Here is a 26,243-nt window from a genome sequence, read left to right on the forward strand (position 1 = left end):
GACTTTAATAGTAATTGTCTACAACATCCATATAAAAGAGCTGCAGTTTAGTCTTATAGTTTATCATCTCATGAATTCTCTGTCATTGAAACCATACCAAATCATGTCGTTTCTATTGAAAAGCATAGTAAAACCCGATTAGTCGTAGAAAATATAACTAATCGGGTTTGATTTAAAAAACAGATAACTGCCATTTTTAGAATAAGGATATGGTTTATTTTGGCCTATGGCGATTGCAGACAAAAAGCAAAAATTGTCCCTAATTATTTGACTGCCATTCAGTTTGAATAGTCTGGAAAATGCTGAATACATCGGCAGTCATGTCATTATAAACCTTGATTTGATTTGGATTTTCAATTGCATCCTCAAAATCTTCAACTTCATATACTAGTGCATCATCCGTATTTCCGCTGATAATCACCTCACACGTCTTTGTTTCCGTATGATACCATGTCGCTTCTTGCGCACGGGGGAACTCAAGCACACGAATATATCCTTTTGTTCCTGAAATAGTTAATGCTTTGGGCTGTTTTGCTTGCATTGATAAAGAAATAGTAGCTAATTCATTTTTTGAATTACTTATAATTGTTGCTGATTGCTCATCTACCCCTGTTTCAAAATAATTGACGAAAGAACTCACATTGGTTGGTTGCTCCGACATAAAATAACGGGCTGCTGTAAATGCATAGCCACCAATATCCAGTAGCGCACCACCGGCTAAGTCAGGGTTAAAAAATCTATTTTTAACATCGTATGGTTTGTGACTACCAAAAGTAACATTGATGGTCTTTATATCCCCTAACGCGCCTGCTGCCACTAGTGATTTAACTTTTTTAATGAGTGGCATATGCAATAGCGTTATGGCTTCCATGATCATTAAATTCCGATCATAAGCTATATTATTGAGCTCATCTAACTCATCTCGATTGGTAACAATAGCTTTTTCTACCAATACATGCTTATCATATAGTAAAGCCTGCTTCGCTATCTCAAAATGGGTATTATGCGGTGTCGCAATATAAACTGCGTCAACGTGCTCATCTGAAAGAAGCGCCTCTAACTTTATACATTGTTTTTCTATATGATATTTATCAGCGAAGTGTTGCATTTTATCAATGTTACGCCCGCATACTGCATAAATATTCTTATCTTTCTTCATAAATGATGTCGCCATTTCATTAGCTATCGTGCCAGTGCCAATTATTGCCCAATTTAATCTCATCTTTTTTTACTCTTTCTAATATAAAATTAATAGCATCCTCAAAATGTCAAATATCTGATCGACTACATCTATTCTATGGGGGCGTAGCTCATCTCTAGAACAAGAATGAAGCTAACCAAACGGAGATTAAACCTGAGACAGATAAGACACTTGTTAATGTTGTCCATGATAGTAATGTTTCTTTCAAAGATAAGCCAAAGTACTCTTTAATCATCCAGAATCCTGCATCGTTAACATGATCTGCAAATACAGATCCGGCGCCAACCGCTAATACCATCAAAGCTGGATTCACACCCGAAGCCTGAACCATAGGTAATACCAATCCAGCACCCGTTATACCTGCAACTGTTGATGATCCAAGACTAACTCTTAAAATAGCAGTGATTAACCATGCGGCAAATATTGGTGATAGATTACTCGTAGCAAAAATTTGAGAAACATAGTTTGCAATGCCGCCCTGAACAAGAACTTCCTTCAAAGCACCGCCACCGCCAATAATCAAGAGCATCATGGCGATTTGTTTAACAGAATCGGTTAAACTCCCACTCAACCGGTCAAGAGTTTGCTTACGTCTAATACCCATAGTGTACAACGCAAATAACAGAGATAAAATCATAGCAATGTCTGGGCTACCTACGAAGGTTACTGCCGTTTTTAGGACACTTTTACCAACCAACAGTGACTGCATAATCGTGCTCACTCCGATTAAAATAACAGGCATCATCGATGTCAAAATACTAATACCAACACCTGGTGTCTCATCAATATCAAATTCTTTTAAATCGCCAAATATATTTGGCAGCGTCTTGTGATAGGCTGAGGGGTATACTTTTTGCAAAAACCAGTTAAAAAGTGGTCCAGAAATTATAATTGTTGGAATTGATACAACAATACCAATGAGCAATACTTGGCCAATATTTGCATTGAAAATTGCTGTAATTGCTGTTGGACCAGGATGTGGTGGTAAGAAAGCGTGTGCTGTATTTAATGTAGCGGCCATTGGTATACCCAAATACAGCAATGGTATCTTCAACTCATTTGCAATAACAAATAAAATAGGTAACAAAACGACCAATCCCACTTCAAAGAAAAGTGCGATACCAACAATGAACGAAGCGATAACTACGGCAATTTGAATCTGTTTAACGCCAAACCTTTTTATTAAGGTTTGTGCAATGCGGTATCCTCCACCAGTGTCTGAAACTAGTTTACCTATCATGGCCCCTAAAGCAAAGACAATGGCCAGATGACCTAGCTGAGAACCAATACCGGCTTCGATGACAGCAGGTATTTTTTCTGTTGGGATACCTAAAGACACAGCCAGCAGAACTGCTGTGAGCAATAATGCTATGTACGTATTTAGCTTTAATTTAACAATCATGACTATCAATAAAATGATAAATACTAATGTTATTAATAATGGCATAATCCAATTCCTCCAAATTTTGCGTAAGCGGTTACGTTATATTGATATTGTAAGCGCTTTCTTTTAAAAAGTCTATACTTGCACTTCAATTTTTATAGTAGTAGTATACAGGTATACGTTATACGTAAGCGCTTACGTAATAAAAATTAACAACATTTTTAAATAAGGAAGAAAACAACATGACAACAGCAAATTTTTCAATTAATACTTTTAGTCTCACTGGAAAAACTGCTTTAATTACGGGTGGTGCATCTGGACTTGGGCGATACTACTCTGAAGCATTAAGTTCAGTTGGCGCTAACATTTTAGTTGTTTCTCGTGATGACAGTGGTTGGGCAGAAACTAAACACATTGTTGAGTCCTATGGGCAGACAGTTAATTTTCTCAAGTTAGACATTACAAAAAAGGATGCAGCAGATCAGATTATCAATTTTATAAAAAGTAGTAGTCAGACATTAGACATTCTTGTTAATAATGCAGGTATGCAAAAGCGTCATGAATGGCAAGAATTTCCAGATGAGGATTGGGATGCAGTGATTAATTTGAATTTAAATGCTGTATATCATATTTCTAAAGCTGCTGCCCTACTAATGTCTGAAAATGGTGGCGGAAAAATTATCAACATTGGCTCAATGCAGTCCTATCGTGCCGGGAAGTTTATTTTCCCCTACACGGCTAGCAAGCACGGCGTTGTTGGCCTAACTAAAGCTTACGCAGATGCTTTAGCAGTTCATAATATTCAAGTCAATGCTATTGCGCCAGGATACATCGATACACCAATGACCAAAGCATTGCAAGAAGACGAAACGAGAAACAAAGAAATTTTGCAACACATTCCAGCTGGACATTGGGCAAATCCTAAAGAACTCATGGGGACAGTTGTATTTCTGGCTAGTCATGCCTCTGACTATGTTACAGGCGTAACGTTACCAGTTGATGGTGGTTATTTATTACGGTAAGTCGTTTATAGCAATCGTACAAACCGTTGGCAACTATGCTTTGCAAATGTTAGAATAAATAAGGCTCAGTATTTTAGAGTATGTCTAAAATATTGAGCCTTTAATTTGATTGGTGGGGACTGTGTAGCATGAGTAACATTAAAAAATTAACTATCAAAGATATCGCTGCTAAAGCAAATGTTTCAACCGCTACAGTTAGTCGTTATCTTAATGGTCAATTGAATCAAATGTCTGAAAAAACAGCAGCAAAATTAAAAAAAATAATTAAAGAAACTGCTTATATTAGAAACTCAGCCGCTGTGCAATTGGCAAAACAAAAATCAAACTTAATTGCTGTTATTGCCTCAAATATTGATGAATATTTTTCTTCTGAATATTTCAAGGGCATTGTCTCTATTTTAAGTGCGCAAGGCTATATTGGTGTACTTTTTGATTCAAACTCAGATAAAATAATTGAATCCGCTCTGCTAGAATCCGTTTACAACCAAAACTTTGCAGGTTTAATTTTGCAACCATTATCAACCGATCGTCATTTGATTGAAAAATTTTCCAATAACCATATACCGGTTGTTCTAATTGACCGAGATATTGGTAATGGCGAAATTAGTACTGTCACCACGAATAATTTTCAAATAACAAAATTTGCAATGACAAATTTTCTAGACAAGGGTTTTAAAAAAGTTACGATCATTACAGAGCCTGTTAATGATATATCAACACGTGTTGAAAGAGTTGCAGGCGCTCGCTCAGTTTTTGACAATGTCCAACTTATCGAAGTTGATACGGATCATCTTGATCTGGCTGAATTATCTGATAAAATAGATATCAAAAATCCTAAAAATTTTTTATTTGTCTTGAAAGAACGGCTATTAATTCAATTAATAGCTAATACTGATCTTTTGAATGAGACAAATAGCCAACAAAGATTGACTGGTTTTATAGATACTAATATTCCTAAGTATTTAGCGCCCAAATATAAATTCATTCAACAATCCCCTTATCTTATGGGTGCGACAGCTGCTGAAATTTTAATGGCGCAATTTTTAGAGCAGCATAATACTGATATAAAACAAATAGTGATTCCCTCACGTTTCGAATAGTATTGATGGTACTATTTGATTTAACATCTTTTTATAAAACATTCGGATATACACTTAATCAGTAGTCATTTAAAAACGTGAAGAAAAAATCTTTGCGTTTTTTAATTGCAATTGATTACTATTCTGACATCATAAAAATCGACCTCTTAGACAAATAATTGTGTCTAAAAAATCGATTTAGATGCTTTACAAATAGCATATTTTAAACAGTAGGTTGACTGACTTTAGCAGTGCCGTCATTACCAAAATAACGCCATGAATTATCAGATGATTTTTCAAAATGATCCGTCACCATTGCACCTGAATTAGCGTCATAATAACGTACTATCCCGTGATTATCAGTAACTGCTTGACCTTTGATTTGATGATAATTATCATCAAAGTAAAGATTTTGACCATTAATTGTTTGATATCCCTTAACTGCTTGACCAGTAGCATCAAAATATGCCCATGAGCCATCTGCTAACTTTTCAAAACGGTTACTGATCATTTCGCCTGAATCTGCATCATAAAATTGTATTTGACCTTGTTGATTAACAGTCTCATGTCCTTTAATTTGGTGAGCATCATCATCAAAATAAAGCTGTTGTCCCTTGATTGTTTGATATCCCTTAACTGCTTGACCAGTAGCATCAAAATATGCCCATGAACCATCAGTTAACTTTTCAAAACGGTTACTGATCATTTCACCAGAATCTGCATCATAAAAGTGACGTATTCCTTGATTGTCTACCTGTTCATGCCCCTTAACTTGATGATAATTATCATCAAAGTAGAGATTTTGACCATTAATTATTTGCTGTCCTTTAACTGCCAACCCATTAACGCCAAAGTAAGCCCATGATCCGTCTGCTAATTTTTTAAATTGATTAGTTAACATGTCACCAGAATCTAGCGTAAAGTAGCGTAATTTACCATCTGCATCTGTGATAAATTGATCTTTAACTTGCGTGCCATCTTGATTAAAATATTGTACGTGTTCTTTAATAGTAGACAATCCTCTGGCCATGACACCGTTTTGATCGAAATATCGCCAATTTTTATTACTATCCATGAAATAATTGTTAACAGTTTGCTTACCTTGCTTATTAAAATAATAAACGTTACCTTTACTATCTGACAAGTAAGCATCTTGTAATTCAATACCGTTAGGTAAGAAATAATAATTGTCATTATTAATGGTTTGCAGCCCATAAATCATGTACCCACTTTTATCAAAATAATACCAATTTGATTTTTCATCTTGGATAAAGGTATCTTTGGCTTGATAACCACTAGTTGAAAAATATGTCATGCCTTTATCATCAGAAGCAAAACCTGTGTTAGAAATTTGATTCATTAACTGTTTAGGCAAGAAATCATTGTTCTTGTCTGCTGAACTAACTTGAAAATACGAATTAGTAGCCCAATCCTTTAAAACGTAATAGGCACCACGACCTTGTATATTGCTACCATTAAAATATTTTGCTGACCATTCTTGTATCTTTTCACTAGGGTCCATAGGTACACCTGTTGAAATTTGATTTGTTGTAAACAATGAAGGATATAATGACTTAATCGTTTCAAGAAAGGCGCCACCATATAGCTTTTGATAATCACCGCCACCAACAGTTTCAGCTGCGTAAAGTGTTTTATTAATTACTGAATTTTCGTTGTAAACCCCAGAATTATTGACACGCTCTGCTGTCACAATTTGTTTACCAGTTAAATTATAAATTTGATCAGGCACCCAATCAGCCATTGCCTTGATTCCTGTCGCATGCAATGCCTTGATAGCATCACGTAATTGATCAACTGTACCATACTTTGTTGGTGTATTAAATCCAAGATCATAACGATCGGTAAAAGCATAACCGTTTTGAATAATTGAATCTAAAAAACTACCTTCTGTGCTTGATCGATACTGTGGTGGCAATTCAAAACTGGTAATGCCCCAGCTTTTATACAAATCAGTATTTTTGGCAATCACAACGTTTGAATACTCACTTTCAGTCGTTGGAAAGTACTGAAAATTTGAGAAACCTTCATAAATTACTTGTGAATCTAATGCAGCATTTGAATGTAATGTTTTGTTATCATTGACAGATTTTATATTATCACTACTTGTTCTTGCATCTTGTATATTACTTGCGCCCACTGGCACCCACACAGATAGGTAGCCGGATACCTGTGGATTGGCAACGCCCTGTATGTCAGACTGATTAAACACGAGTTCACCATTACCGGTCGTGTATTTAACTAATGATGGGTCAACCTCTGCATCAGTTAAATAAGTTACAATACCATTCTTAGTTGTCAGTATTGCTGGCCGATAGGCCTGATTTTTATGAGCAGCGCCCATCTTTAAAATAACTTGGTCAGTCGTGCTTAATTTCAATTCAGGATTATTGCCTTCAATAACAGCAATACCTTGTGCCCGTGTTTCAGTCGTTCCTTTGTCATCTGCTGTCATAGCACCTTTACCATAACGAACAGATGTTAGTAAGCCACGGTTTCCTTGCGCAGCCATGCTACTGTCACCCATTATATATGCCATAGACATTTTTTGCCCACCAGAAACATACTTTAATCGTGACTGCAGTAAAGTATTAATGGCATCATAATAAGGTGATTTGTTTGCCATATACTGACCGTCATCAGTGTATAGATCACCATAATAAACGCGCGGAACTGTGTCTTTATTTGTTAGCAATAATGCATATGCGCTGGGCATATTAAATTGTGTAAATTCTTTGTTTGTTTTTAATTGATCCGCATTATAAATTTTAAAAGCTTGTTCTAATTGATCTATCATTGGGGTTAAACCATCAGAATTAGCATCAATTTTTTCCTTAATAATTTCAGCAATGACAGTTTGCACCTCACTATCATGTGCCCGTACAAACGAATAGTTAGGTTGCGCTATATTATCAGTTGAATCTATGGTGCGATCAACCAAGCTATTTGTAATCAATGGCTCTAGGCCACTTCTAATAGCAGTGCCCTTTTGATCAGTTAATGGCATTGTTAATGAATATTTTAACGCTAAACGTAATTTATTATCCATTGACAATTGGTTATTACCTTGATCTTTAACGTATGCTGCATCATTATCACTCCAATCCTCAAGGATTGATAAGTGTTGATTGGCAGTGGTATCATTTTTATCAACACCGTAGGCAGCTTTCATATAATCTGAGGCAATTTCTAACAAATCCGCGTCCACATTGTCAACAGCATCTACGCGAATACCATCGAAGTTGGCATCGGCATCTTGATTAGTAATTGAACCAAAATTCAATAAATAATACATCCAATTTAATTGTTCAGCTTGAACAACCGGATTTGAATTATCAACGTCATTAGCTAATAAAAAATCATAACCACCTTGTGTTGGATCGATAGAATATGAAGAATAGCCTTTTTGATTTGTTGGTGTGCGATTTAAAAGGCGATAATCAGAATTAGCATTAGGTGTTTTATCACTATTAACATAACGCAATGCGCCACCTTGAAGATGGTCTTTATCATTACCAGTTGTTTGAAGCTCACTATTAACGTTCCAATTGGATTGGCTATCAACAAAATCAGAAATATCATGCTGTAACCAATTAGTTTGGCCTTCCTGACTAATTTTTTGTTCGATTTTTAATTGTGTATCTTGGCTAGCCTGATTTAGTATACTTTGATCATCATTGGCAGAAAAATCAACTGAACTATTACTTAAACCAAGATTTTTCATATAATTAAGATAATTAACTTGTGTTATTTTATCTGGCCACCAACTCATTAAAAGTGGTCGAAAATCTTTATCAGATGAAGGTGTCCAATCTTTTCCATTAACTAATATATCTTTCGGGCGGTACCAACTATCAGCTGTTAAGTACCCATCAATTTCAGTAAAGTTATCCTTGGTCGTATTTTCAACCGCATTATGTGCTGTAAAGCTATTGTTTTGACTTGTCAGGCCTTGCTTGAATTGATAATCATTTGTTGCTGATAAAAGACCCGTTTCTTTGTCAAAATATAGTACTTGTCCATCAACAACGGTGGTAAAGTTTTTCTTTGCCTGTCCATTGTCATCAATATAGTATGTTTTCCCGTCAATTGTTTGGATATTTTTGGAATGATATTGATTTGAATCTTTTTTTGTTTCAGATTGATTGTTTTCTTTTACCGGCGCTTCCTTGCTTGCCTGATCCTCTGTTGGCGCTTTTACGGATACGGAATCGTCATTTTTAGTAGCAACATCATTATCTTTGTGATTGTTAGCCACAGCTACCTGGTTGTTAGTAGTATCAGTGTTTGGCTGACTATTTGAATTAGTCGTGGATGGACCAGTTGTAGATAATACATCAGTAGATGTTTTAACAGGTGCAGTAACTGCAAGGCTGTCCTTTGCCTGTACTGTATTTGCATTACTATCAGTATTTTTGTTTTGATTAGCTACAGAATTGCTTGAATCCTGAATAGTTGTTTTATCATTACTAACTGGTACCGTAGTTTGAGCTGATAGATCATTTGAAACCGGCTGAGTTAAAATGTCATTTTGAACGTTGTCTGTTGCTCCCTTTGTTTGATTCGATGAAACAGGGACATTTTGGTCAATATTTGATATTTTTTTAGTTGCAGCAACAGGAACGTCTTGTGATGTATCCTTGACTTTTTTTACTGTAGCATAGTGTATCGTATCAGCACTAACTTGCTGTACAGACATGCCTAAACCGATAATCAGTGACACGCCAGCAGTAACCCATAGTTTCCCTGATTTGTATAATTTTTTTCGGCATGTTGTTTCTTGATTTTTCATTTTCACTTTTCTCCAAAACCTTATTCATTATTTCTGACCACCTAAGATTGGCAAACCTTTAATTGACACAAACAACCTTTTCAATATACACTAATAAAATAATGATTTTTATAATATGCATAAATGAATATTATGACCAGGGGGGAATAATGATAGTTCAAAGTAATTCGATTATTAGAAAAACAAGAAAATCAAGAGGCATTTCTCAAAAAGAGTTGGGACAATTAATAGGTTCTCAGTCTATGATATCTCGAATTGAAAACGGTCTCACATCGCCTACTGATTATGCACTCCAACAAATTTGTGATATTTTAAACGTACCTATTGTTGATTATTTTGATACCGTTTTTGATAAAAAAAACGATTTGTCTTTATTAAAAGCGGAATTAGAACAAGCATTTGTTAATCAAAATAAAATGAGACTCGAAAAAATTTGTGAGTCGATAAAAGTAATGTCTGCCAACCGTCCAAATGATGTTGCCCTACGTCATTTCTTTTTGATGGCAAAATCTACAATGTATCATTTAGATTTTAATATAGCATCAGCCTCTATACAACAGGAAATCACAGATTATTTCTTTGGTATTGAAAACTGGCAATATTATGATCTTTGCTTGTTTTTTTTTGTTGCTAATATGATAAGCGTTGAACATATACAGTCCTATATCACGGACATTATTGAACAATATGTTCAAAAAATCATGTCTCCCAATACCTCACGTATGGTGGCACCAGTATTAATTGTAATTTTAGAAGCTTCTATTGTGCAACATCAATATCATTTAACGAGTGACTTGCTAGATAAAATTGCCCCTTTGACCTTTTATCAACAGAATTTTGAATTTCAAACTTGGTTATTATTTTGGGAAGGTATTTTTGAAGATAATGTACAAAAAATTAATGATGCTTATGATATTACGCATCGCCTTCACATTGACACGACTAAATCATTATTTGATCGTATATTGACACACTATCAAATTGAAAAATAGTTATCAATTGAAAATCATAATAAAACCCTCGGATTTGGATATAATCCAAATTCGGGGGTTCAACATTTTATAATTTAATTGTTATTCAGCAGCTGGATTTATGATATTATACCTTAAATAATGCTGGCTGAACACGTTTTAAAAGTTCAAGAATAATTGTTGGTACTAACGACAATATAAAAATAATTATCCAATGTCCTACTGAAACGGCTGTTAGTCCGAACAAAACTTGTGTAGCAGGCAATAATGCAACTACCAGCGTGATAACAGTTGCCAATATAGCCATATTTACTAATCCTGGATTGGCGTTATATTTAATCGAAAATAACGATTTTTCTGAACGGATATTAAAGACATGAATAATAGACGTCATTGATAAGACAATAAATGCTAATGTTTGACCAATTTGTTCATTTGGTACCAAGCCACCAAAAACGACATTTTGACCAATCCAAATCGCTATTAGCGTTACAATTGCAAATAACACCGCATTGATTGCTATTTGACGACCGAGCCCTTGTGCAAATAAGTTAGTTTTTTTAGGCATTGGTGGTTCATTCATAACATTTGTTAGTATCGGCTCACGACTTAAAGCGAATCCTGGCAAACCATCAGACACTAAATTAATGAACAATAAATGGACTGGTAGTAATGGTGATCCCCATCCTAGAAGCATTGCAATCAAAATCACAATTATTTCTGATATGTTTGCACTCAATAAGAAGTTAATGGTTTTTCGGATTTTAATATATACGCCACGCCCCTCAGAAATGGCATCAACAATCGTTGCAAAGTTATCATCTGTTAGGATAATATCTGATGCATCACGCGCAACATCAGTGCCCGTTTCACCCATAGAGATACCTACATTGGCTGCCTTTAATGCAGGCGCATCATTAACACCATCACCTGTCATTGCAATCGTAGCATCTTGCCTCTGCCATGATTTGATAATTCTGATTTTATCAGTTGGTGTGACACGCGCGTAAACAGTATAGGCTGTAATATTTGCATCGAGTTCCTGATCTGATAGCTTAGCCAATTCTGAACCTGTAATTGTCTGATCACCCTCATGCAAAATACCTATTTCAGAAGCAATTGCACTGGCTGTTTCAACATGATCACCGGTGATCATAATTGTTTTAACACCGGCTAAACGCGCCTTTTCAACAGCTAGAGTTGATTCTGGCCGTGGTGGGTCAATAATACCAACTAACCCTACTAAGGTTAAGTTTTGCTCATAAAACGCCTGGGTTGGATTTTCGGGCATCACATCAAAAGTTTGTTTTGAAATGGTTAAAACACGTAACGCTTCACGGCCAAACATTGTATTAATCTTTTCAGCTTGCACCATATTTCCATGTTTAATCATGGGTAACAAAACATCAAAAGCACCCTTTGTAATCGCAATATAACCACCTTCAGGTTGTTTATGAACGGTCGTCATTCGCTTTTTTGTAGAATTAAATGGTATCTGATCCACAAGTGGGTATGTAGCCAATAGTGCATCACGAGACTTATCCATTTCGATGGCACGTACTAAGGCCACTTCAGTTGGTAACCCGTCATATATAGTTTGACCATCATTTTTTTTGATTGACACATTTGTCGAAATGGCTGCTAGTGATAGAACTTCTATAGCATGCGAGTCTAAATCGTCATGTATTTCACTTAAATGATTTTGTTCATTCTGCCATACTTTACGGACGGTCATCTTGTTTTGTGTTAATGTCCCAGTTTTATCAGAAGCAATAACATTTGTCGTTCCCAAAATTTCAACAGCTGGTAATCGTCGAATAATGGCGTGTTTTTGTGCGATTCTTTGCACACCTAAAGCTAATGTCATTGTCACAATAACAGCTAAGGTTTCAGGTACAACCGCAACTGCTAACGATATTGCGGTTAAGAAAATATGTTTCAAATCCATTCCTTGCGCAATGCCAAGAATCAAAACAACTATCGCTGCCCCAATGGCAACCCAAGAAATATTTTTACCCAATTGAACTAAACGTCGTTGCAACGGGGTTAACGATGTCCCATTTTCAGCATTAAGGAGACCAGCAATTGTTCCCATCTCAGTTTGCATACCGACAGCCGTGACGATAGCTTTACCATGCCCGTTAACAATTGTCGTGCCACGATACACCATTGTCACACGCTCGCCTAAACTCACTTCAGCATCATAATTAAAGATTGCATCAGCGTCTTTTTCAACCGGTAGACTTTCCCCAGTTAATGCAGATTCTTCTGCTTGTAACTCAATTGCCTCAATTAATCGGGCATCTGCTACAATTGCACTGCCATTTTCAATTATCAGTATGTCACCTAAAACAATATTGTCTGCATCAACAAGATTGACTTCCCCATCGCGTAAAACTTTGACCTGGGTGCGATTTAAATTATGTAAAGCTGCTAATGAATTTTCAGCTTTGCCTTCTTGAAAAATCGAAAGGAACGAGTTAATGATAACAATACCAATAATCAGCAAACTTTCAAAATAATGCCCTGTTCCCTCTATGTATGTTGCCACAAATGAAATAACTGCAGCAATCAATAATATAATAGTTGCCACATCTCTTAAACTAATTAAGATTTTATGCCACAATGGTTCCTTCTTTTTTGTGACAAATACGTTACTGCCAAATTTTTCCCGGCTAACGCTCACCTGTTTTTTACTTAATCCTTCTTGCACATCAACATTTTGTGCAGCGATTGTTTCTTTAATACCCTTTCGGTACGCTGTCATTCGAATTCCTCCTTGACTTTTAGTCATTTTAATACAACTATAAAATAAACAATTCCATTTTTTATAACAAGTTCATCATTTTAAAATATGCCATGATTGAACAATAGATAAAATATGTTCTTAATTAAACAATCACTCTCATATCATTAAAATGATGTTATTGTCATGGTAAAGACATCGGCATTATATGATAAATCAATGACACGATGTATGGTTTTTGTTTAATTAATGTACTATATATATCATAACATAGTTAGTCGATTCTATGTTTTAGTCTCATAAAAAACGCGTAGACTTAAATAAATATAAATCTACGGGCGCCGTTTAACTATGATATCTCTATATGTTAAAATAAACTCTCATATTATTTAGAACAACTGGTTCAAAATAACAACTGACACGCAACGTTGTTTTTGAATAGGAGAGTAAGGCCGGACTATCTTCTTAGAAAAAATTAAACGCATTGTCAATCTCTTGGTATTCATCTGTAGACAAATCAATCTTCAACGTGGCAACGTTGTTAGCCACTTGACTAGGAACTCGTGCACCTGGGATAACAGCACTTATTTCGGGGTTTTTAATATACCAAGCTAATATGATTTGCGTAACTGTAGCACCATGCTTATTAGCAATAACATCAATACCTTTTAGTATTTGAATAATTTTTTCAAACTGTTCACGATTCAAATGCTTAAATTTATCAGCATCATCAATTGTATATTTTCCAGTCAGCAAACCTGAAACCAACGGAAAATAAGGTACGAACTTGATGTCGTTTTCTTTTAAGTAAGGCCATATTTCTCGCTCCACATGACGTTGAATGAGATTATAATGATCTTCAACATAATCCACTTGATTATTTTTATTCGCTTCTTTGATTTGTTCTAAACTAAAATTAGACAGGCCAATCGCACGAATTTTGCCAGCTTTTTTCAATTCATTTAATGCTGCAACAGCTTTATCTTTTGGTGTTTTGTCATCTGGAAAGTGAATATAAAAAATATCAATATAGTCAGTTTGTAGTCGTGACAGAGCATCGTTCACAGATTTTTCTAAAAAGATAGGATCATTATTGATCGTTAAATTATTGTCTGGATCTTGGGCAGCTTTTGTGGCAATTTTAAAATTTTCCCTAGGATAATTTTTTATAACCTGTCCAATAATTTCCTCAGAGCGTCCTAACCCGTACATATATGCCGTATCAATCATGGCGATACCAGAATCAAGCGCTTCTTTGACAACATCAAAACCATCTTGATCTTTTAAATTATCAAATAAATTGTGACCACCCACTTTATTGGTGCCAATACCTAATTTAATGGCCTGATTATTAATCATTTTACCCTTGTTTTGATCGATTAACATGATATCCTCCTAGTTTGTCTTTATTATTTGCAATTATACAACAAAATATTATTGCAAGTTGATAATTTGCTCGTAATACTATTACTATTTTGCTATGTGCATTCACAAACATGCAATCATACGCAGAAATACTAATTGGCATCTATGATAAGCAGCATTAATAACAACGCAGTTCACAGATGACGGTCGCAAGTTATCATCATCGTTGGTTATAAATTCTCCCCTAATCCAAAGATTAATTATTGAGCCTGTTAATAAAAAATACTCTGAAAGTTAAATTAACTTTCAGAGTATCCGATGTCATTGGTTTTTGAATTTTTGAATTCTAAAAAAATCAAGTAAAAATGTTAGGATAGGTAAACCGACAACCAATCCCCAGACGCCAAATAGTTTTTCCATGATAATCAGATTGAGCAAAATGACTAATATCGGCATGTGCGTTCGCTGTGACATAAAGTGTGGATGCAAAAAATATGATTCAAGAAAATGGACACATGCGACAGCTACTAAAATAATCAATACCGTATGCCAGTTCCCAATGATAAAAGCAGTAATTGTTAACGGTACTAGGGAAATAATGACACCAAAAACTGGAATTAATCCCAGAATAAATATCAGAATTGCAAATCCTAGTAGGTATGGAAACTGCAAAAATGCTAGTACTGCCACCATGACTGCTGTGTTGATAACACATATCATGAGTTGTACTTCAAATAATCTACCTAATATAATAATAAAGCGATGAATAATAATATAAAATTCACCAAAAAATTTATGGTATGGACTATGTAGAAAATGCAATGACCATGACCGCAACTGTGGGTATGTCATGCTAAATATGAAACTAAACAACAATGCCAAAACCAACTCATACAATACATGACCAACTTGATTTAAATGCGAAATTCCTTTTGAAATCAGTTGATCAGTATTTAAAGTAGTCGTATAGTGATGCATATTTGTGTATACTTCCTTTAGGAAGCCATTGGTATCCCAACTGGTGTCTGTTGCCAGTGCCATCATACTTTTAACTTGATGCATCACGGTTGTCGTACCATGATTAATAGCTAATACAATTAAAGTGATTACCAAAATATAAACTAAAGCAATTGATATTGCACGCGACGTTTTTAAAACAGCAGATACCCGTTTACCAGCATTAATCGCTAGATATGAAAAAATAATTGTGAGTAGTAATAACGACATAAATTGTTTCAAAAAAACAATAAGTGCAATAATAACTGTTAACACAAAATAACGGTACAGTTGACTATGACGCCAAGATATAAATGAATTCATTGAATTCCCCCTCTATATCATTATTATATACGAAATATCAAAAATAAGTCAGACAATATTAAAAACATTTCAGATAGTGATTATCTGAAATGTTTTTAATGCATTACTTTGTTATTTTAACACTTTTTTGATATCATCAATCATATCGTTTGGACTTGTCTTTGGTGCAAAACGTTTCACTACTTGTCCATCACGATCGACCAAAAATTTGGTAAAATTCCACTTGACCGTACTTCCTAACGGCCCGGGCACGCTTTTGTTCAAATATTTGAACAAAGGGTCTGTATTTTTGCCATTAACTGCAATTAAATGATGCATTGGAAATGTAACGCCATACGAGAGTCGACATGCTTCAGCTGCATCATGACTAGAATTTAATTCTTGTTTAAACTGATTTGATGGAAATCCAAGTATCATCAAGCCATCATCTTTATATTTTTGATAAATGGCTTCAAGTTCTGAAAACTGTGGTGCAAAACCACATTTAGTAGCCGTATTGACGATAATTATTGGTCGTCCTCGCAGTTCATCAAGTGAATAAGTCTCCCCATTCTCCTTCATGACAGTAAATTGATATATATTTTCAGACATTAATTTCCCTTTCTATGGCCTAAACTACAAGGTATAGGCTATACTTTTAATAATAAGACAAAAGCAGCCTTTTCCAATAGAAAAAGACTGCTTGAAAGACTATTTGCTTAAGTCAACTATAATTTTAGCTTGAGATTTATCGTGCGTTAATGACTCAAAACCATCAGTCACAATGTCATCTAGCTCAATCGTATCAGTAATTACTGGTGCCACATCAATTTGGCCACTGCTTACAAGATCAACAGTTTGTTGGAAAGTTTCTTTTGAATAGGCAATAGTTGTTGTTAATTTAACGCCAGCATTCATAAGTTGCATTGGGTTAAATGTAATTGGGCGCGCAAATATTGATACAATAACCATTGTACCTCGTGGTCGTGTTGCATCAATTGCCTGCTCGAATGTAGGTTGTACGCCAGCTACTTCAAACGAGACATCTGCACCACCAGGAATAATATTTTTAATGGCAGCTACTGTATCATTTACTTGGCTTGGGTTAACGATATCAGTTGCCCCCATTTCAAGCGCTTTATTAAGACGGACTTCAGATAGATCAACAGCAACAATTTTAGTTGCACCAGCTGCTTTTGCAGCAGCAGCTACTAGTACACCGATTGGTCCAGCACCAAATATAACTACTTTTTCACCGAAACGTAGACCACCTTCTTTAACAGCCTGAACAGCAACTGCTGTAGGTTCAATTGTAGCTGCTAATTTCATTGAAAAATCTTCTGGTAAACGATACAAGCTATCTTCAGGTACATTGACGTGTGAAGTGAATCCACCATCAGTACTCAAACCAATAAAGCTGTAGCCATCATAAACATCTACATCATCAGGTACATTTCCTTTTGTTATCGTTGGATTAATTGACACATGGTCACCAACTTTATATTGAGTAACATCAGCACCAATTTTTTCAATAACACCTGAAAATTCATGGCCCATCGTCAATGGTGCTTGACCACCTGTTAGTTCATCCGGTTGATCAACCGGAATAAACACTGGACCTTCAAGATATTCATGTAAGTCGCTACCACAGATACCAGCATAAGCAACACGTACAACCACTTCATTTGATTTGGTTGGTTTCAATTCTACTTCTTCAACGCGAACATCTTTAACGCCATGCCATACAGCTGCCTTCATTATAATTCTCCTTTACCACGAGTACGTATTTTAAAATTAGCTATCGCTTGCTTTTATTATAGCACTACTCATTGAAAATGGTCACAGAATTTATAATGCAATAGTACTTCTAAATTACCACTTATTGGCCACGTTATTTGATTATATTTGCACTGTCAGCCTTAACTCAGGTTCAACCCAAAAAATTTTTTTGAACCAAATATTATTACCTGACGAGGGATGAATAATTGGAAAACAGTGCGATAAAAATGCGTTATAGTTTTGAATAGTTACAGCAATTGTGTCTTTTGATGTTCATGTCAAATAGTGATTTTGTGTGTATGCTTCTATGAATAAAGTAGTTAACTCAAAAATTGGTATTTGCACCATTAATTTACTATGACACGCGTTTCTATGCGCTTGACCAATTTTTTTATGATGTTAATGTCCGATTGTCCAACCGCCGTCTATTGGCAGTACCGCACCATTGATATAATCAGCTTGCGGACTTGTTAAATATAGCGTCAAATTAGCAACTTCTTGTGCTGTGGCCCAACGTTTGGCTGGTGTTTGCGACGCGACTTTTTTTGCCATATCACCACTACCAGTGAAATCTGCCGCGTTCATAGGTGTTTTAATTGCACCAGGAGCAATGGCATTAGTATGTAATCCCTGTGCCGCATAATCATACGCTAGTTGTTTTGTATAACCAATAATGGCATGTTTGCTTGCAGTATAGGCGGCCCCACCACCACCAGCTGAAAAGCCAGCAATTGAAGCCATATTAATAATATGACCATAACCGCGTGATAACATAGCTGGTAAAAGAGCATTGCTTAGAATAAATATCGGTGTTAAATTCGTATTCAACACTAATTGCCAATCAGATAGTGACGTGTTTGTTGACGATTGGTAATTATCTAAAATACCAGCCGTATTTAATAATATATCAAAATCAACTGTATCCGTTATTTTTTTAACAAGTTCTAGCAAGGCGTCGTGTTCACTTAAATCAATTTTAAAAGCGTGAAGTCGTGGATGATTTAAAGGAATTTTTTGATAATCCAACGCGTAAACAATCGCGCCAGCATCCAAATATGTCGTTAGTTGTGAAAAACCGATTCCTGACGCGGCACCGGTTAATAAAATATTTTTATTTGTATAGTTTTGTTCAATCATTATTTACTTAAATCAATCATTTTACTTAATGCATAGATGACAATACCACCAGCAATTAATGAAGCCACTTCCCCAGGCATCACACTTAAATAATACGCCAGCCACTGAGCAAAAATCCCACCATTTGAACCAGAAGGGAAAGCACCACTAGCACCAATATTAAAAGCCAATGTAAATTCTGCAGCTAAAATTGCCATGCCTATGGTGGCAACCACAACTGAACTGATTACAATTTTTGTAACAGCACGCTTAACACGACGTGTCACTAAATAAGTAATGCTAGTCATAATAACAGTCCCCATAGTTCCAAATATCCAATCAATCCAACCAAGTGGGGAAACAAGATTAGCAATAAATACCCCTAAGCCTAATGCTATAATATAACGTTTGTGCCATGCTGCTAAATGATTTAACCCTTCAGAAGCGCGTAATTGCACGGGTCCAAAAGCAAGAGGTTGAATCACAAACGTAATGGCAGCATAAACAGCCGCAATGACTGCGATCAGCGTAATGTTCTGTACTGAACCAATAGACGTATTCGTTTTAGCTAGATTTTTTTGCATACCAAAAATCTCCTAGTTTTTTTATAAGCGGGATGGTTGATGAACCGCTATCAAGTAGCATAACATATGATAATAAAAAAAGCCACAGAATCTGCGGCTTCAAAAATGGTTAATTATTGCCATCATCCATAAAATCTTTTAGTTGCTTAGAGCGACTAGGATGGCGGAGCTTACGTAATGCTTTTGCTTCAATTTGACGAATACGTTCTCTTGTCACACCAAATACACGGCCTACTTCTTCAAGTGTACGTGTGCGGCCATCTTCCAGACCAAAACGTAAACGTAAAACATTTTCTTCGCGGTCAGTTAATGTCTCCAACACAGATTCAAGTTGTTCACGTAACATTTCATATGCAGCTGAATCAGCTGGTGAAACTGCTTCATTGTCTTCAATGAAGTCACCTAAGTGTGAATCATCTTCTTCACCGATCGGTGTTTCAAGCGAAACTGGTTCCTGCGCAATTTTTAATATTTCACGTACCTTATCAGGTGTCAAGTCCATTTCAGCCCCAATTTCTTCTGGCAATGGTTCACGACCCAAATCTTGAAGCAATTGGCGCTGAATACGAATTAATTTATTAATTGTTTCAACCATATGAACAGGAATACGAATGGTGCGCGCTTGATCAGCAATAGCACGTGTTATTGCTTGACGAATCCACCATGTAGCATAGGTTGAAAATTTGAATCCTTTTGTGTAATCAAACTTATCAACGGCTTTCATCAAACCCATGTTGCCTTCTTGAATCAAGTCCAAAAATTGCATACCACGACCAACATATCGTTTAGCAATAGAAACAACTAATCGTAAATTAGCTTCTGCTAATTCTTGTTTGGCTTCAATATCACCATCTTCAATGCGTTTAGCAATATTAATTTCTTCGTCACCTTTCAATAAATTAACACGGCCAATTTCTTTAAGATACATACGAACAGGATCGTTTATTTTGATGCCGGCAGGCGTTTCTTGTGCTTGATCTAACTCTTCTTTAGAGGGCTTATTTTGCTTTGCCTTTAATACTTCTGGTGCTGGTTCACCTTTTTCATCAACAATTGCAACACCAGAATCTTCAACTTTTTCCATTAACCGTTCGATATTTTCACCGTCTAAGTTAAATGGTTCTGCTAATCTTTTTGCCAAATCTGCATATGTGATTGCTTTAGCAGCTTTATATTCTGCAATCAACGCCTTAACAGCTTTATCATATTCCGGATTTTTAATAATGCCTGATTTTTTTGCTACTTTAGGTTTGGAAGCTTTGCCAGCGGCTGCGGCCTCCTCTGGTGTCTTGCCCTGTGCTAACGCTAAAAGTTCTGCTTTTTTAGCACGACTATTGTATGAAATTTTTTGTTCATCTAGATAGTCCTTGATATCTGAAATTTTACTTGAAGCTAAAATAGTTGCCATTGATTATTTCTCCTAGCACAAAGGGCATTTCAAAGACTCGTACTAAAAATACGTCTTTGATTATATTTATAATTCTGATTGTTTCTTTTTGATATTAATTAACTCTGTCATAAGTTGTAATAATTTTGCATCGTCGTGCTGTTGTTTAGCTATATTAATTGCTTGTTGCAGTTCACGAATGTGCGCATCAATAGGTGCATCATGCATGATAACACGCAAATAATCATTGATTGCAGCTTTTTCAATTGCAATGTCGCCATATGATCGATCAATTGCCATAATTTTTTGATTCAATTCTGGTTTCTGGATAAAATCCATGTATTGAGCCAAATCAAAATCTCCAGGATGCTGCGTTTGATAGATATTTGTCAGCATCATTAATAATTGGTAATCTGGATGTACAAAAGCAAATCCTGCTGTCTCTTTTACTTGAATCATCACTTGTGGTGATTTAATCATCGCCATGATTAGTGCTCGTTCAGCCTGTTCAACTTGCGTAATACTTTGATTAATATCTGTTTGTCTTAAACCAATATCATAATCATTGCTGTGTACTGGTGGTTCAACCATTGTACTATAGGTTTGTTGGGACTTATTGGCTTTTTGGTTCACACTTTGTTGCAATTGTGTTTGTAGCGCGTGCTTTGATGTTCCAAATTCGTTAGCAATTCGAGTCAGTTGGATATCTTGCTCAACAGGTGATGCCGATTTCAATGTTTTCATTACTTCTTGTAAAAATGCAAGATACTGTACTTGATTACTTAAATTTTTCCCGACACGTGCTGCATTTACCAAAAATTCTACTGGGGTTTGAATATTTTGTTCTAATGTTTGTTTTAACACTGGCAATCCACGTTGCACACGTACTTCATCAGGGTCAAGATGATCTGGTAAATATACCACACCAATATCAACATTTTTTGCGTATTCTCGAATGAGATCAATAGAACGACGTGCTGCATTTTGTCCTGCTTCATCGCCGTCATATACTAGCAAAATGCGTTTCGCTACGTGCGATAGTTGTCTCACATGATCACGTGTTAGTGCCGTACCCATTGTCGCCACACCAACTGGTTTTTCGGCCATACTTGCAGAAATAACATCCATAAATCCTTCGAAAACCATAACCGTGTTTGTTTGCCGAATTTGATTTTTAGCAAGATCAAAATTATATAAAATCTTCCCTTTCGTAAAAAAAGGGCTTTCTGGACTGTTCATATACTTGATATTATTATTAGCATTTAACGCACGACCAGAAAAGCCAACAACTTGACCGCGTTCAGTTTTAATTGGCCAAACTATGCGGCCAGAAAAACGATCTCGCAATTCACTTTGATCATTTGAAATAAACAACTCAGATGTTCGCATCATTTCTCGAGAAATATTTTGTTCGGTCGCGTAATTTAAGAGTGCATTGTCTTCTGGGACAAATCCAATCCCAAAATGTTTAATAATATCATCAGTTAATTGACGTTTCTCATGAAGATAAGCCAATGCTTGCTCTCCAGACGTCGTATTCAGCAATATATGCTGATAAAGCCTTTGCGCAGCAGTATGCAATTGATAAACAACTTGTGTTGTGCTATCAACCTGTTGCGTTACGCCAGCAGAAATACTACTGTCAACATGCATGTCTGCACTTTCAGCTAATGCCAAAATTGCTTCCGGATAACTCATGCCTTCTTTTTCCATTAAAAATGAAAAAACAGAACCCGAACGACCACAGGAAAAGCAATTAAACACTTGCTTATTTTCTTCAACAAACAATGAAGGATGATGATCATCATGAAATGGGCAAGACCCATTCCATTGCCGACCACGCTTGACGAGATCAGTATATTGACCAATCACATCGACGATATTCACTTTTTGACGTACTTCCGTAATGAACGATTCGGGAATTCGACTTGCCATAGACCACCTTTCAACAATAAATGTCGCAAACGACAGTCTGCGACATTTCAATTGAACTACACTAAATTATACGTCGTGCAACTTAATTTGTCAATCCCTACAACGTCACCTGACGTACTGTTATATCAACATTTCTTTTTTTAATTAACCAGATTATGTTAACTAAAAACAGTCGGGCACATGTCAACCCCAAATAGAATATTGACGCACTTTTCATCTTTTTTTGGCTATCTTTTAGCGTGCCATGCTTGCCATATCAATGATGATAGTGTTTATTACAGTTTAATGACATTTTGAGAAAAAACCAAAAGTTTCCCTTGTTTTTTTCACTTTTGTTTTTTAGCGTTGTTCCTTTTTGTGTCATCACAAATAAACCAACCCAGTCCCCCGGACACAATCTTGGCAGGCCTGGTTAATACCACTCACACCAGTAAATTTAATTTGGAGTTCAACAGGCTAAATTAGGAGCGATTGCTAACAGAAAAAAATTTTGGAGAGGTTTATTTCTTATGAAAATTTATTATCAGCTCATTCACCAAGCAAAAAACAACGAAATACGAGGAATTTTAAATGAAGATTATGTTATGACATAGTCAGTATGATGATGGTCGCACATAAAGAATATGAACGCAAACGATCATATTCTTTTGCCATATTACCCAGACCCGCAAACGCGATCAAATGCGCTTCGCTTACAAGTCACTGGTTGTGGCCGCATTGTCTTCGTCAAAACGAAATAACACACCAATCACAGACAGGGCTGGCAGGAAAAGGTTTCTGACTGGTTGGTCTACAAAATATACAACGACGCCCTATTTGGCCCACGGATTAAACGACGTGTGCAAAGGTTGTTATTAGATCACCCAGAAGGATTAACCGAACGTGGTCATGATTGGTATTTTGGTTACCTAGTCTGTGCCTACACTCAGGTTTATTTTGGCATCAAAACGTTATTAAATTACCAAAGCGTCACGCAAGAAATATTTCAATACTGTTTTCAACAAGAAAATTAACGACAGGAGGTCAATCATTATGTTGATATTTAGTTTATGTATTTAGCGATGGTTACTTGTTGGCTCTTAGGACATATCATTGGTTGGTTTTTATATACCCAGATTATTTTGTTTGGGACACTCTTTATCCATTGGCGTCTAATGTTGTTAGGAATCGTCACACTAATTTTTATCGCTAAGTTTGGTTGGTTCATGTTGCTAATTACTGTGGCTTCACTGTTTTTTGGCATGATGATTATGCTAGAACATCAAAGTAAAAAAGACTAACCTACTTAATAGTGACGGTTAGCCCTGTTTCATGTTTAATTTTTTGCTTGATTGCCGGTATCTGTTCACGGTATGTTCCTTAAAGGCGAGCAATCTGTTGTGACGTTGTCGCATAGCCTATTTTATAATACTCAAAAAATATATTTATCATACCGGAATAGACTTCATCCACAATACGTACTTTATAAATTGTATTGGGTTGTTTTTTAAATAGCTTTTTTATATCTTCAATCACAGCATCAATTCGACTCATTTCGATACTTCTTGTGATTTATTTATAGTAATGAGACGATAATTATTTTTATTGATTGTAAGTATAACACCTTCGGTTCTCTCTTCAATGTAATAATTTTTACCTCTACTAATTATTGACGCATACTCACTGTTTAATACCCTTGTCACTAACTCATCAACTTGAGTTGGTGACATGATTTGGCTAAGCTTTTTGTTCACCCGTTCATAAACCAAAGGAGTATAACATACACTAGATTGAATTATTTTTAATAGTTCGTTTGTCATTTTTCTTTAACCACCGCTCTTATATTTTCGAATAAAATATGCTCTTGATTCACCATCACCCCACGATCGGAAAAAACAACAATTAAACCACCAAAATCAATGCCAATATGACGAATAACTTCTCCATGCCAATGCTTTTCAAATAGGTAGACCACCGTATTCATTAGTATTTTAGAATCATTTGTTGCCGTAATTCGTTGTTGCTTTTTAAAATCAGTGTGCCCTTGTTTTTCCTGCTCAGCAAATGAGTATCCTATAAATAAACCGACAACTGTTGCCCGCTTGTTATGCGACCGGATACGTGACGCGACTTAATCAGCAATTTCTCGAATCACTGTTTCGATTTCTTCACACTTATGATAATCACGAGAGAGTACTTGAGAATTACTGTAGGATTTGTTTTTAGTGACAATATTTTCAGCTAAATCAGAGCGGTCAACGCCCCAAGATAATGCAAATAATTGCTCTCCACTCAGTTTATATGTACCCGGAAAGTTAAAGTAAATTTCGCGGTACACATTACTTATCCTTCCTCTAAAATATTCTTTTGTAATTGATTGATTAAATGCAAACTCATAAAGAGTAACAATATAGGCAAATTAAATCCAACATAGACTAGCCAAAACTCAACCATAAAACTAAGATAAATCATTTTTGAACCATTGTAACTACTAAAAAAACGATTATATAATCAGCTTTAAGCCTTTCTATTAAATTAAACAGAATTACTTAACCTTTGTAAGTTCATCAGAGTTGAATTTTTCTAAACGGTACAACTCTTCCGAATCTACCTCATCTATACCATTTTTAAAATAGTAGTCCATTTTCTTGTAAAAATGTAATGCAGTTTTTGATGCAGGTATTTCAATACGTGAAGCTCTAAAGAAGTATTCGTCCATTTCCAAAGTGTTAATTATCATTCTTCCCAAACCCTGTCCTTGATAATCAGGATCAACAAAAATATTAAAGGGACTACTTTCCGTCATACTGCCCCAATAAAGACCAATTGAACCGATACCAACAATTTGTTTGTTATCCGAATTTTCAATCACATAACAATGAAACTGAGTTGTACGCTCAATCAAATTACTAGCCTTTAGTGATTGTAAATCTGTTTCAATAAATCCAATTGAATAATCATTTATATTGATTGGTAATCCTCATTGTTTTAGCAATTAATTGTGCGACTACTTCAGCATCAGTATTTGAAAATCTTCTTATTTTATACATGCGTAACCTCCACAAAAATTAATTTAATTATAATACTGTTTTGATTATATGCAAAATGTTACCTTACGATCGTTTAAATACTTTTTATTTGTTTTTGTCAACTTGATTATTAGCTAGCTTGCTTTGATTTGATGCTGGATTTTCGGATTTCTTTTCATCAAAAGCCACTAGTGTATCAGCATACACCATCTAATCAGTGGCATCATTACCAGCAAAAGCAAATTTCAAACCTTGTGGCACTAACTTGTCACCCGTTTTCAAACCAACTTGTAATCGTTCACTTTCGACTGGGTCAACCAAAATACGGACAATATTATCATCATTACCTAATTTGCTTTATTGGATAAAATTGAACTGACAATTAGAAATGATTGGCTCATCATAATCATCACGTTCTACTTCGCTTCAATTGTCAGTTTTTATAATAAGGTGTACTCTATCTACACTTTTTAAAGGATCCGAGTTAGTTTATTAAAAGTCAAACATGATTGCTATAATTCACAAAATACTTTACAATTATCTCATTGAAGATTAGT

Annotated in this window: 17 protein-coding genes, 3 pseudogenes and 1 riboswitch; of the genes and pseudogenes, 3 read left to right on the forward strand and 17 right to left on the reverse strand. The window is 35.5% G+C overall.

Annotated elements, in window-relative coordinates:
- Positions 1–259: 259 nt before the first annotated feature.
- Both EUI_RS0105755 and EUI_RS0105760 read right to left on the reverse strand, forming a co-directional pair.
- On the reverse strand, positions 260–1,222 hold the full coding sequence (locus tag EUI_RS0105755; protein WP_010016721.1) for a Gfo/Idh/MocA family protein: 963 nt from the start codon (positions 1,220–1,222) through the stop codon (positions 260–262).
- Between the two features lie 94 nt (positions 1,223–1,316).
- Entirely contained in the window at positions 1,317–2,648 is a 1,332-nt protein-coding gene (locus tag EUI_RS0105760) for a gluconate:H+ symporter (protein WP_010016722.1), read from the reverse strand.
- 179 nt (positions 2,649–2,827) lie between these two features.
- On the opposite strand from EUI_RS0105760, the gene EUI_RS0105765 reads away from it, so the two are divergent.
- Complete coding sequence (locus tag EUI_RS0105765) at positions 2,828–3,607, forward strand: SDR family oxidoreductase (RefSeq protein WP_010016723.1); 780 nt, start codon at positions 2,828–2,830, stop codon at positions 3,605–3,607.
- A gap of 128 nt (positions 3,608–3,735) precedes the next feature.
- Positions 3,736–4,707, forward strand: coding sequence for a LacI family DNA-binding transcriptional regulator (locus tag EUI_RS0105770; protein ID WP_010016724.1), 972 nt, complete (start codon positions 3,736–3,738; stop codon positions 4,705–4,707).
- A gap of 202 nt (positions 4,708–4,909) precedes the next feature.
- On the opposite strand, the gene EUI_RS0105775 is transcribed toward EUI_RS0105770, so the two are convergent.
- The gene (locus EUI_RS0105775; RefSeq protein ID WP_010016725.1) at positions 4,910–9,496 is read right to left on the reverse strand and encodes a glycoside hydrolase family 70 protein; all 4,587 of its coding nucleotides are present in this window, start codon (positions 9,494–9,496) and stop codon (positions 4,910–4,912) included.
- Positions 9,497–9,645: 149 nt separating this feature from the next.
- Between EUI_RS0105775 and EUI_RS0105780 the strand changes: the two genes are divergently transcribed.
- Positions 9,646–10,488 carry a helix-turn-helix domain-containing protein gene (locus EUI_RS0105780; RefSeq protein WP_010016727.1) on the forward strand — a complete coding sequence of 281 codons (843 nt, stop codon included), beginning with the start codon at positions 9,646–9,648 and terminating at the stop codon, positions 10,486–10,488.
- 106 nt (positions 10,489–10,594) lie between these two features.
- On the opposite strand, the gene EUI_RS0105785 is transcribed toward EUI_RS0105780, so the two are convergent.
- From EUI_RS0105785 to EUI_RS10690, 14 genes and pseudogenes are all read right to left on the reverse strand, one after another.
- Positions 10,595–13,234 (reverse strand): cation-translocating P-type ATPase, encoded by a 2,640-nt coding sequence (locus EUI_RS0105785; RefSeq protein WP_010016728.1) that lies wholly within the window; start codon positions 13,232–13,234, stop codon positions 10,595–10,597.
- 444 nt (positions 13,235–13,678) lie between these two features.
- Positions 13,679–14,599, reverse strand: a complete 921-nt coding sequence (locus tag EUI_RS0105790; RefSeq protein WP_010016730.1) for an aldo/keto reductase — start codon at positions 14,597–14,599, stop codon at positions 13,679–13,681.
- Positions 14,600–14,899: 300 nt separating this feature from the next.
- A complete protein-coding gene (locus EUI_RS0105795; protein ID WP_010016731.1) occupies positions 14,900–15,898 on the reverse strand; it encodes an AI-2E family transporter in 999 nt (332 codons plus the stop codon).
- A 111-nt stretch (positions 15,899–16,009) separates the two neighbouring features.
- Entirely contained in the window at positions 16,010–16,489 is a 480-nt protein-coding gene (locus tag EUI_RS0105800) for a glutathione peroxidase (protein ID WP_010016732.1), read from the reverse strand.
- 99 nt (positions 16,490–16,588) lie between these two features.
- Positions 16,589–17,635, reverse strand: coding sequence for a 2,3-butanediol dehydrogenase (locus EUI_RS0105805; RefSeq protein ID WP_010016734.1), 1,047 nt, complete (start codon positions 17,633–17,635; stop codon positions 16,589–16,591).
- Positions 17,636–18,055: 420 nt separating this feature from the next.
- Positions 18,056–18,793, reverse strand: coding sequence for a 3-oxoacyl-ACP reductase (locus tag EUI_RS0105810; protein WP_010016735.1), 738 nt, complete (start codon positions 18,791–18,793; stop codon positions 18,056–18,058).
- The gene (locus EUI_RS0105815; protein ID WP_010016736.1) at positions 18,793–19,356 is read right to left on the reverse strand and encodes a QueT transporter family protein; all 564 of its coding nucleotides are present in this window, start codon (positions 19,354–19,356) and stop codon (positions 18,793–18,795) included. The genes EUI_RS0105810 and EUI_RS0105815 overlap by 1 nt, the downstream gene beginning before the upstream one ends.
- A 6-nt stretch (positions 19,357–19,362) precedes the next feature.
- Positions 19,363–19,410: riboswitch (PreQ1 riboswitch) on the reverse strand.
- Positions 19,411–19,465: 55 nt separating this feature from the next.
- Positions 19,466–20,764, reverse strand: a complete 1,299-nt coding sequence (rpoD, locus tag EUI_RS0105820) for an RNA polymerase sigma factor RpoD (RefSeq protein ID WP_010016737.1) — start codon at positions 20,762–20,764, stop codon at positions 19,466–19,468.
- Positions 20,765–20,830: 66 nt separating this feature from the next.
- A complete protein-coding gene (gene dnaG / locus EUI_RS0105825) occupies positions 20,831–22,678 on the reverse strand; it encodes a DNA primase (protein ID WP_010016738.1) in 1,848 nt (615 codons plus the stop codon).
- A 1,281-nt stretch (positions 22,679–23,959) separates the two neighbouring features.
- Positions 23,960–24,211: pseudogene (locus tag EUI_RS10635) on the reverse strand (hypothetical protein).
- Positions 24,208–24,477: a DUF3781 domain-containing protein gene (locus EUI_RS0105840; protein WP_010016743.1), complete on the reverse strand. Its 270-nt coding sequence runs from the start codon at positions 24,475–24,477 to the stop codon at positions 24,208–24,210. The pseudogene EUI_RS10635 and the gene EUI_RS0105840 overlap by 4 nt, the downstream one beginning before the upstream one ends.
- A 47-nt stretch (positions 24,478–24,524) precedes the next feature.
- Positions 24,525–24,953 (reverse strand): annotated as a pseudogene (locus EUI_RS10685) (DinB/UmuC family translesion DNA polymerase); the annotation flags it as partial.
- A 249-nt stretch (positions 24,954–25,202) separates the two neighbouring features.
- Complete coding sequence (locus EUI_RS0105855) at positions 25,203–25,562, reverse strand: GNAT family N-acetyltransferase (RefSeq protein WP_010016746.1); 360 nt, start codon at positions 25,560–25,562, stop codon at positions 25,203–25,205.
- A 229-nt stretch (positions 25,563–25,791) separates the two neighbouring features.
- A pseudogene (locus EUI_RS10690) lies at positions 25,792–26,109 on the reverse strand (hypothetical protein); the annotation flags it as partial.
- Between the last annotated feature and the right edge of the window lie 134 nt (positions 26,110–26,243).

It is taken from the genome of Leuconostoc gelidum subsp. gelidum KCTC 3527, assembly GCF_000166715.1.
Classification (GTDB): domain Bacteria; phylum Bacillota; class Bacilli; order Lactobacillales; family Lactobacillaceae; genus Leuconostoc; species Leuconostoc gelidum.